Source organism: Streptomyces albidochromogenes (assembly GCF_005981925.1).
GTDB classification, from domain to species: domain Bacteria; phylum Actinomycetota; class Actinomycetes; order Streptomycetales; family Streptomycetaceae; genus Streptomyces; species Streptomyces albidochromogenes.
Genome location: NZ_VBVX01000290.1, coordinates 1 through 7798 on the forward strand (window position 1 = coordinate 1; position 7798 = coordinate 7798).

5 protein-coding genes are annotated in these 7798 nt (G+C 71.7%); 2 read left to right on the forward strand and 3 right to left on the reverse strand.

Annotation, left to right across the window (positions count from 1 at the left end; genetic code table 11):
• Positions 1-89 precede the first annotated feature (89 nt).
• Positions 90-560: a PaaI family thioesterase gene (locus E2E34_RS27605; protein WP_138904612.1), complete on the reverse strand. Its 471-nt coding sequence runs from the start codon at positions 558-560 to the stop codon at positions 90-92.
• A gap of 50 nt (positions 561-610) precedes the next feature.
• Positions 611-2890 carry an FdhF/YdeP family oxidoreductase gene (locus E2E34_RS27610; protein WP_138904613.1) on the reverse strand — a complete coding sequence of 760 codons (2280 nt, stop codon included), beginning with the start codon at positions 2888-2890 and terminating at the stop codon, positions 611-613.
• A gap of 169 nt (positions 2891-3059) precedes the next feature.
• Between E2E34_RS27610 and polA the strand changes: the two genes are divergently transcribed.
• Positions 3060-5720, forward strand: coding sequence for a DNA polymerase I (gene polA, locus E2E34_RS27615; protein ID WP_138904616.1), 2661 nt, complete (start codon positions 3060-3062; stop codon positions 5718-5720).
• 31 nt (positions 5721-5751) lie between these two features.
• Here the strand turns inward: polA and E2E34_RS27620 are convergent, their stop codons facing one another.
• On the reverse strand, positions 5752-6690 hold the full coding sequence (locus tag E2E34_RS27620; RefSeq protein ID WP_138904614.1) for a DUF4184 family protein: 939 nt from the start codon (positions 6688-6690) through the stop codon (positions 5752-5754).
• Positions 6691-6877: 187 nt separating this feature from the next.
• Between E2E34_RS27620 and E2E34_RS27625 the strand changes: the two genes are divergently transcribed.
• On the forward strand, positions 6878-7798 hold a 921-nt coding region (locus tag E2E34_RS27625), incomplete at its 3' end, for a lytic transglycosylase domain-containing protein (RefSeq protein ID WP_138904615.1).

Sequence of the window (7798 nt, forward strand, 5' to 3'; positions counted from 1 at the left end):
GGTTGCCGGTTGGGCGTGCCTCGCCCGGCCGGGAGTGCGTGACGATCCCGGCCGGGGGCGGCGCCGCGGGCTGTCGGCGGGGCCGGTGGTCAGCCCTTGACGCCGTCGGCGTCGCGCAGCAGGCAGGTCAGGCGGGCCGTGCAGACCCGCTTGTCGTGCTCGTCCGTGATCACGATCTCGTACGTCGCGGTGGAGCGCCCCCGGTGGACCGGGGTGGCCACGCCGGTCACCAGGCCGCTGCGGGCGCCCCGGTGGTGGGTGCAGTTGAGGTCCACGCCGACGGCGATCTTGGAGGCGCCGCCGTGCAGCATCGAGCCGATCGAGCCGAGGGTCTCGGCGAGCACGGCGGACGCCCCGCCGTGCAGCAGGCCGTACGGCTGGGTGTTGCCCTCGACCGGCATCGTGCCGACGACGCGCTCCGCCGACGCCTCGACGATGCGTACGCCCATGCGGGTGCCGAGGTCCCCTGCCGAGAAGAGGGCGGGCAGGTCCACGCCCAGCTGGGCGTACTCGTCGATGACCTCTTGCGGGAACTTCACAGCTGCGCTCTGCTCGCCCATGGGGCCCGGCTCCGATCGTCGTACGGCGTTCTACGTCCATAAGCAAACGCTTAGGCGGTGGCTGATTGTTCCAGACGTACGACGACGGACTTGCTCGCGGGGGTGTTGCTGGTGTCCGCGGTGGCGTCCAGCGGCACCAGGACGTTGGTCTCGGGGTAGTACGCGGCGGCGCAGCCGCGCGCGGTCGGGTAGTGCACCACGCGGAAGCCGGGGGCGCGTCGCTCGACGCCGTCCTTCCACTCGCTGACGAGGTCGGCGTACGCCCCGTCGGCGAATCCCAGGGCGCGGGCGTCGTCGGGGTGGACGAGAACGACGCGGCGGCCGCCCCTGATGCCCCGGTAACGGTCGTCGAGGCCGTAGATCGTGGTGTTGTACTGGTCGTGCGAGCGCAGCGTCTGGAGCAGCAGCCGGCCTTCGGGGAGCTGGGGGTACTCGACGGGCGCGGCGGTGAAGTTGGCCTTGCCGGTGTCGGTGGTGAAGCGCCGCGCGTCGCGCGGGCCGTGCGGCAGGGTGAAGCCGCCGGGCCGGGCGACGCGCGCGTTGAAGTCCTCGAAGCCGGGGACGACCCGGGAGATCCGGTCGCGGATCGTGCCGTAGTCCTTCTCGAACTCCTCCCACGGGGTGGCGGAGGCGGGCCCGAGGACCGCGCGGGCCAGGCGGGCGACGATGACCGGCTCGGACAGCAGGTGCGGGCTCGCGGGGGTGAGGTTGCCGCGCGAGGAGTGCACCATGCCCATGGAGTCCTCGACCGTGACGAACTGCTTGCCCCCGGCCTGGACGTCCTTGTCGGTACGCCCGAGGGTCGGCAGGATCAGCGCGCGGGCGCCGGTGACGGCGTGCGAGCGGTTGAGCTTCGTCGACACGTGGACGGTCAGCCGGGCGCGGCGCATCGCGGCCTCGGTGACGTCGGTGTCGGGGGTCGCGCCGACGAAGTTGCCGCCCATCGCGAAGAAGACCTTGGCCTCGCCGTCGCGCAGGGCCTGGATGGACCGGACGACGTCGAATCCGTGGTGGCGCGGCGAGGTGATCCCGAATTCCTTGTCGAGCGCGTCGAGGAAGGCGGGGGCGGGGCGCTCGAAGATGCCCATCGTGCGGTCGCCCTGCACGTTGGAGTGGCCGCGCACCGGGCACACGCCCGCGCCGGGGCGGCCGATGTTGCCGCGCAGCAGAAGGAAGTTGACGACTTCGCGGATGGTCGGCACCGCGTGCTTGTGCTGGGTCAGACCCATGGCCCAGCACACGATGGTGCGCTTCGACGCGAGGACCATGGCGAGGGCCTGCTCGATCGCGGAGCGTTCCAGGCCGGTGGCGGCGAGGGTCTCGTCCCAGTCGGCGTCGCGCGCCGCTGCGGCGAAGTCGTCGAAGCCGTGGGTGTGGTCCCGTACGAAGTCCTGGTCGACGGCGCCGTCCGTCTCGATGATCAGCTTGTTGAGCAGGCGGAAGAGGGCCTGGTCGCCGCCGAGGCGGATCTGGAGGAACAGGTCGGTGAGGGCGGCGCCCTTGATCATGCCCCGGGGCGTCTGCGGGTTCTTGAAGCGTTCGAGCCCGGCCTCGGGCAGCGGGTTCACCGAGATGATCTTCGCGCCCGCGGCCTTGGCCTTCTCCAGGGCGGTGAGCATCCGCGGGTGGTTGGTGCCGGGGTTCTGTCCGGCGACGACGATCAGGTCGGCCTGGTGCAGGTCTTCGAGGGAGACGCTGCCCTTGCCGATGCCGATCGTCTGCGTCAGCGCGGAGCCCGAGGACTCGTGGCACATGTTGGAGCAGTCCGGCAGGTTGTTGGTGCCGAACTCGCGGGCGAAGAGCTGGAGCAGGAACGCCGCCTCGTTGCTGGTGCGGCCCGAGGTGTAGAAGACGGCCTCGTCGGGGGAGCCGAGCGCCTTCAGCTCCTCCGCCATGATCTCGAAGGCCCGCTCCCAGGTCACCGCGTCGTACCGGTCGGCGCCCTCGGCCAGGTACATCGGCTGGGTGATGCGGCCCTGCTGGCCCAGCCAGTACCCGCTGCGCGTGGCGAGGTCGGCCACCGGGTGGGCGGCGAAGAAGTCGGGGGTGACGCGGCGCAGGGTCGCCTCCTCGGCGACGGCCTTCGCGCCGTTCTCGCAGAACTCCGCGGTGTGCCGCTTGTCCTCCTCCGGCCAGGCGCAGCCGGGACAGTCGAAGCCGTCCTTCTGGTTGACCTTGAGGAGGGTCCGCGCGGTGCGGCGCACGCCCATCTGCTGTTGCGCCATCTTCAGCGTGTGCCCGATGGCGGGGAGCCCTGCCGCGGCGTGCTGGGGGGCCGCGACCTGCGGCGCGTCCTGGACCGGGTCACCTGCGGGCGGCTTGGCAGCCATGGCGCTCCCCTTTGAGCGTGCGTTCCTGTCACGTACGTCTTCGATCCTGTCACGCGGCACTGACAGCGCGACGCCGCGGGCCGGATTGTCAGTGGTGCGGCCTAGGATCGTGGGCGTGTCAGAGACAGCATCGAAGAAGCCCGCAGAAAACCGTCCGCGCCTGCTCCTCATGGACGGGCACTCCCTGGCGTACCGAGCGTTCTTCGCGCTGCCCGCGGAGAACTTCACGACCGCGAGCGGTCAGCCGACGAATGCCATCTACGGCTTCGCGTCGATGCTGGCGAACACGCTCCGCGACGAGGCGCCCACGCATTTCGCGGTGGCCTTCGACGTGTCGCGCAAGACGTGGCGCTCGGCCGACTTCCCGGAGTACAAGGCGAACCGCTCCAAGACCCCCGACGAGTTCAAGGGCCAGGTGGAGCTGATCGGTGAGCTGCTGGACACCATGAACGCCGAGCGGTTCGCGGTGGACGGGTTCGAGGCCGACGACATCATCGCCACCCTCGCCACCCAGGCCGAGGCCGCCGGTTTCGACGTGCTGATCGTCACCGGGGACCGGGACTCCTTCCAGCTGGTCTCCGACCACGTGACCGTGCTGTACCCGACCAAGGGCGTCTCCGAGCTGACCCGGTTCACCCCGGAGAAGGTCCAGGAGAAGTACGGGCTGACCCCCTCGCAGTACCCGGACTTCGCCGCCCTGCGCGGCGACCCGTCGGACAACCTGCCGGGCATCCCGGGTGTCGGTGAGAAGACCGCCACGAAGTGGATCAACCAGTTCGGTTCGTTCGCCGAGCTGGTCGAGCGCGCCGAAGAGGTCAAGGGCAAGGTCGGGCAGGCCCTGCGCGACCACCTTGAGTCCGTCAAGCTCAACCGTCACCTGACGGAGCTGGTGCGCGACGTGGAGCTGCCCAAGGCCGTCGCGGACCTGGAGCGCGCGCCGTACGACAGGGCCGCGCTGAAGGGGTTCCTGGAGGTCTTGGAGATCCGCAACCCGAGCCTGCGCGAACGGCTGCTCGCCGTCGACCCGGGCGCGGAGGAGGAAGAGGCGCCGGCCCCGGACGCCGGGGTGGAGCTGGACGGCACCGTGCTGCGCGCCGGTGAGGTGGGCGCCTGGCTGGAGCGCCACGGCGGGCAGCCGCTCGGCGTGTCCACGGTGGCGACCTGGGCCCTGGGCGTGGGGAACGTCAGCGAGGTCGCCCTGGCGGCGGCCGACGGCAAGGCGGCCTGGTTCGACACGACCGAGCTGGACGAGTCCGACGAGCGGGCCTTCACCGCCTGGCTCGCCGACCCGGCCCGGCCGAAGGTCATGCACAACGCCAAGGACGCGCTGCGGGTCTTCCCCGAGCACGGGTGGCGCATCGAGGGCATCACGATGGACACCGCGCTGGCCGCCTACCTGGTCAAGCCCGGCCGCCGGTCCTTCGCGCTGGACGCCCTGTCCGTCGAGTACCTCCACCGCGAGCTGGCCCCGGCCGCCGCCGACGGGCAGCTCGCCTTCGGCTCCGACGAGGACGACCAGGCCGAGGCCGACGCCCTCATGGCCCAGGCCCGCGCGGTCCTCGACCTGGGCGACGCGTTCGGCGTGAAGCTGCGGGAGGTGGGCGCGACCGAGCTGCTGCACGAGGTGGAGCTGCCCACGTCCCTGCTGCTGGCCCGGCTGGAGCGGTACGGCATCTCGGCCGACCGCGCCCATCTGGAGGCGATGGAGCAGCAGTTCGCCGGCGCGGTGCAGCAGGCCGTGAAGGAGGCGCACGCCTCGGTGGGCCACGAGTTCAACCTCGGCTCGCCCAAGCAGCTCCAGGAGGTCTTCTTCGGGGAGCTGAACCTCCCCAAGACGAAGAAGACCAAGACCGGCTACACGACGGACGCGGACGCGCTGGCGTGGCTGGCGGCCCAGACCGAGCACGAGCTGCCGGTGATCATGCTGCGCCACCGGGAGCAGGCGCGGCTGCGGTCGACGGTCGAAGGGCTGATCAAGACGATCGCCGGCGACGGCCGGATCCACACCACGTTCAGCCAGACCGTCGCGGCGACCGGCCGCCTCTCGTCCACCGACCCGAACCTCCAGAACGTGCCGGTGCGCACGGACGAGGGCCGTGCCATCCGCCGAGGGTTCGTCGTCGGTGAGGGCTTCGAGTCCCTGATGACCGCGGACTACAGCCAGATCGAGCTGCGCGTGATGGCGCACCTGTCCGAGGACGAGGGCCTGATCGAGGCGTTCACCTCGGGCGAGGACCTGCACACCACCGTCGCCTCCCAGGTCTTCGGCGTGGAGCGGTCCGCGGTCGACGCCGAGATGCGCCGCAAGATCAAGGCCATGTCGTACGGTCTGGCCTACGGCCTGTCCGCGTTCGGCCTCTCGCAGCAGCTGAACATCGAGGCGGGCGAGGCGCGCGTCCTGATGGACACGTACTTCGAGCGGTTCGGCGGGGTGCGCGACTACCTGCGGCGCGCCGTGGACGAGGCGCGGGCCACCGGGTACACGGCGACGATGCTCGGCCGCCGCCGCTACCTCCCGGACCTCAACAGCGACAACCGGCAGCGCCGTGAGGCGGCCGAGCGGATGGCGCTGAACGCCCCGATCCAGGGCACGGCGGCCGACATCGTGAAGGTCGCCATGCTGAACGTCGACCGGGCGCTGACCGAGGCGGGCCTCAAGACCCGGATGCTGCTCCAGGTCCACGACGAAATCGTCCTGGAGCTGGCCCCGGGGGAGCGGGAGCGCGTGGAGGAGATCGTCCGCCGCGAGATGGCGGGCGCCGTCAGCCTGCGCGCCCCGCTCGACGTGTCGGTCGGTGTGGGAACGGACTGGGAGTCCGCCGCGCACTGACCCGGGCGTCCGCTCCCGGAAGGGAGCGCCGTCAGTCGCCGGACCGGCTGAACCGCCCCGCCCGCACGGGCAGGTGCGGTTCAGCCGGTGACCGCGAGCCGTCGCTGGAGCGGGCGTCCCGGAGGCCGTCGGCCGCATCGCCGTCCGCCGCCACGGCGCCCGGCCGCGGCGCGCGGCGCAGCCACAGCCGCACTCCCGCGGCGTACAGGACGAGCCCCACGGCCAGCCCCGCGCCGGCGCCGAAGCACGCGGTCGGGACGAAGTCGAGCGGCTTCAGCTCGACGGTCTGGGCGGCGTACCAGCGCACGCACCGGTGGACGACGCCGACGAGTACGCACAGCGCGAGTAGCCCCCCGGCAGCCCACCTCCCGCGCGCGTCCAGCAGCGGTACACCAACGGGGGCGGGCCCGTCCGGCCGGCGCCGCAGCGCCGAGACCATGAACCACACGATCACCGCGAGGGCCACGGCCGAGCCGCCGTACTGCGCGTACAGGTACATCGGGAAACCCGCGACGACCTCACCGAGCAGGGGGAAGACCCGCGTGCCCCACCGGTCGAGGTGGGTGAAGCTGTCCCAGACGACGTGCGTGCAGCTGCCGATGACGGCCGAGAGGAAGAACCGCCACGCCAGCGAGGCGAGTTGCGTCTGCCGCCAGTCCTGGCCGCGTACGAGTCCGTGGACACGGGCCTGCCTGCGCCGTGGCACCAGCGCCAGCAGGGGCTCGCGCATCAGCACCCACAGGCCGACGAGCACCGCCGTGATCAGCACGTCGGCCGTGACGAGGCCCGGCAGGGAGTGGGTGACGTCCCCGAAACGCATCGCCGTCGGCGCGGCGGTGGCCGCGAAGTAGGCCATGTCGGGCGCGAACGACCCGGCGACGAGGGCCGATGCGAGCAGCGGCCCGCGCGCGGTACCGTCGCGTCGTATGCCTGGCAGCACCGCCGCCGCGTGGCTCAGTGTGAACGGCAAAAGTCCCCCTGGACCGGTTCTGTTCAGTGACGATCAGTATGCCGCCCATGGTTCCGGGTTGAATTTCGGTGAACAAGCGGCAATAAGACGACAGCGGCCGGTGTCCCACCGCCGTGAGTTGTCGTAGTGTCGCCTGAGTCCTGGCGCTGGGGAGCGCGGACAGCCGTTGACGGGAGGGGCCAGACGTATGGCAGCACAATTCGGTCGCAGGCTGCGCAAAGGGGCGACGGCCACCACGGTGGCAGCCCTCGTCGTAGCAGCACTCTCGGCCTCCGAGGCACCGGGCAGCACGTCCTTGCCCGCCGACGAGAGAGCCGCGGAGGCGACCGACCCGCCCGGCACCGCGGTGACCGGCAACTCGCCGTACTTCACGGACCTTCCGCCGCTGAACACGCCCAACCGGCCCAACAAGCCCGGCACTTCGATCGACCTGCCCGTGGTGGCCGGTCCGGCGGAGGCCGGCATACCCGCCACCGTCCTGGCCGCCTACAAGCGGGCGGAGAACACCGTCAGGGCCTCGCAGCCCGGCTGCCGCCTCCCCTGGCAGCTGCTCGCCGCCATCGGCAAGGTGGAGTCGGGCCAGGCGCGCGGCGGACGGGTCAACGCCAACGGCACGACGTTGACGCCCATCCTCGGCCCGCAGCTCAACGGCGTCGGCTTCGCCAACATCACCGACACCGACGACGGCGCGTACGACGGCGACGCGACGCACGACCGCGCGGTCGGCCCGATGCAGTTCATCCCGTCCACCTGGGCGACCTGGGGCCAGGACGGCAACGCCGACGGCCGCAAGGACCCGAACAACATCTACGACGCCGCGCTCGCCGCGGGGCGCTACCTGTGCGCCCACGACCGGGACCTCTCCCAGCAGGACGACCTCGACCAGGCGATCCTCGGCTACAACCGCTCGCGGGAGTACCTGCGGACGGTCATGTCGTGGTTCGACTACTACCGGCGCGGCAACCACGAGGTGCCGGACGGCGCGGGCGTACTGCCCGTCACCACCGGCCCGGACAGCCACGTCGGCGGCGGCGCCGGCGACCGCCGCGGTGGCGTTGGCGCGAGCACCCCGCCGTCGCCCCCGCGCGACCCGGCGCCCGGCAAGCCC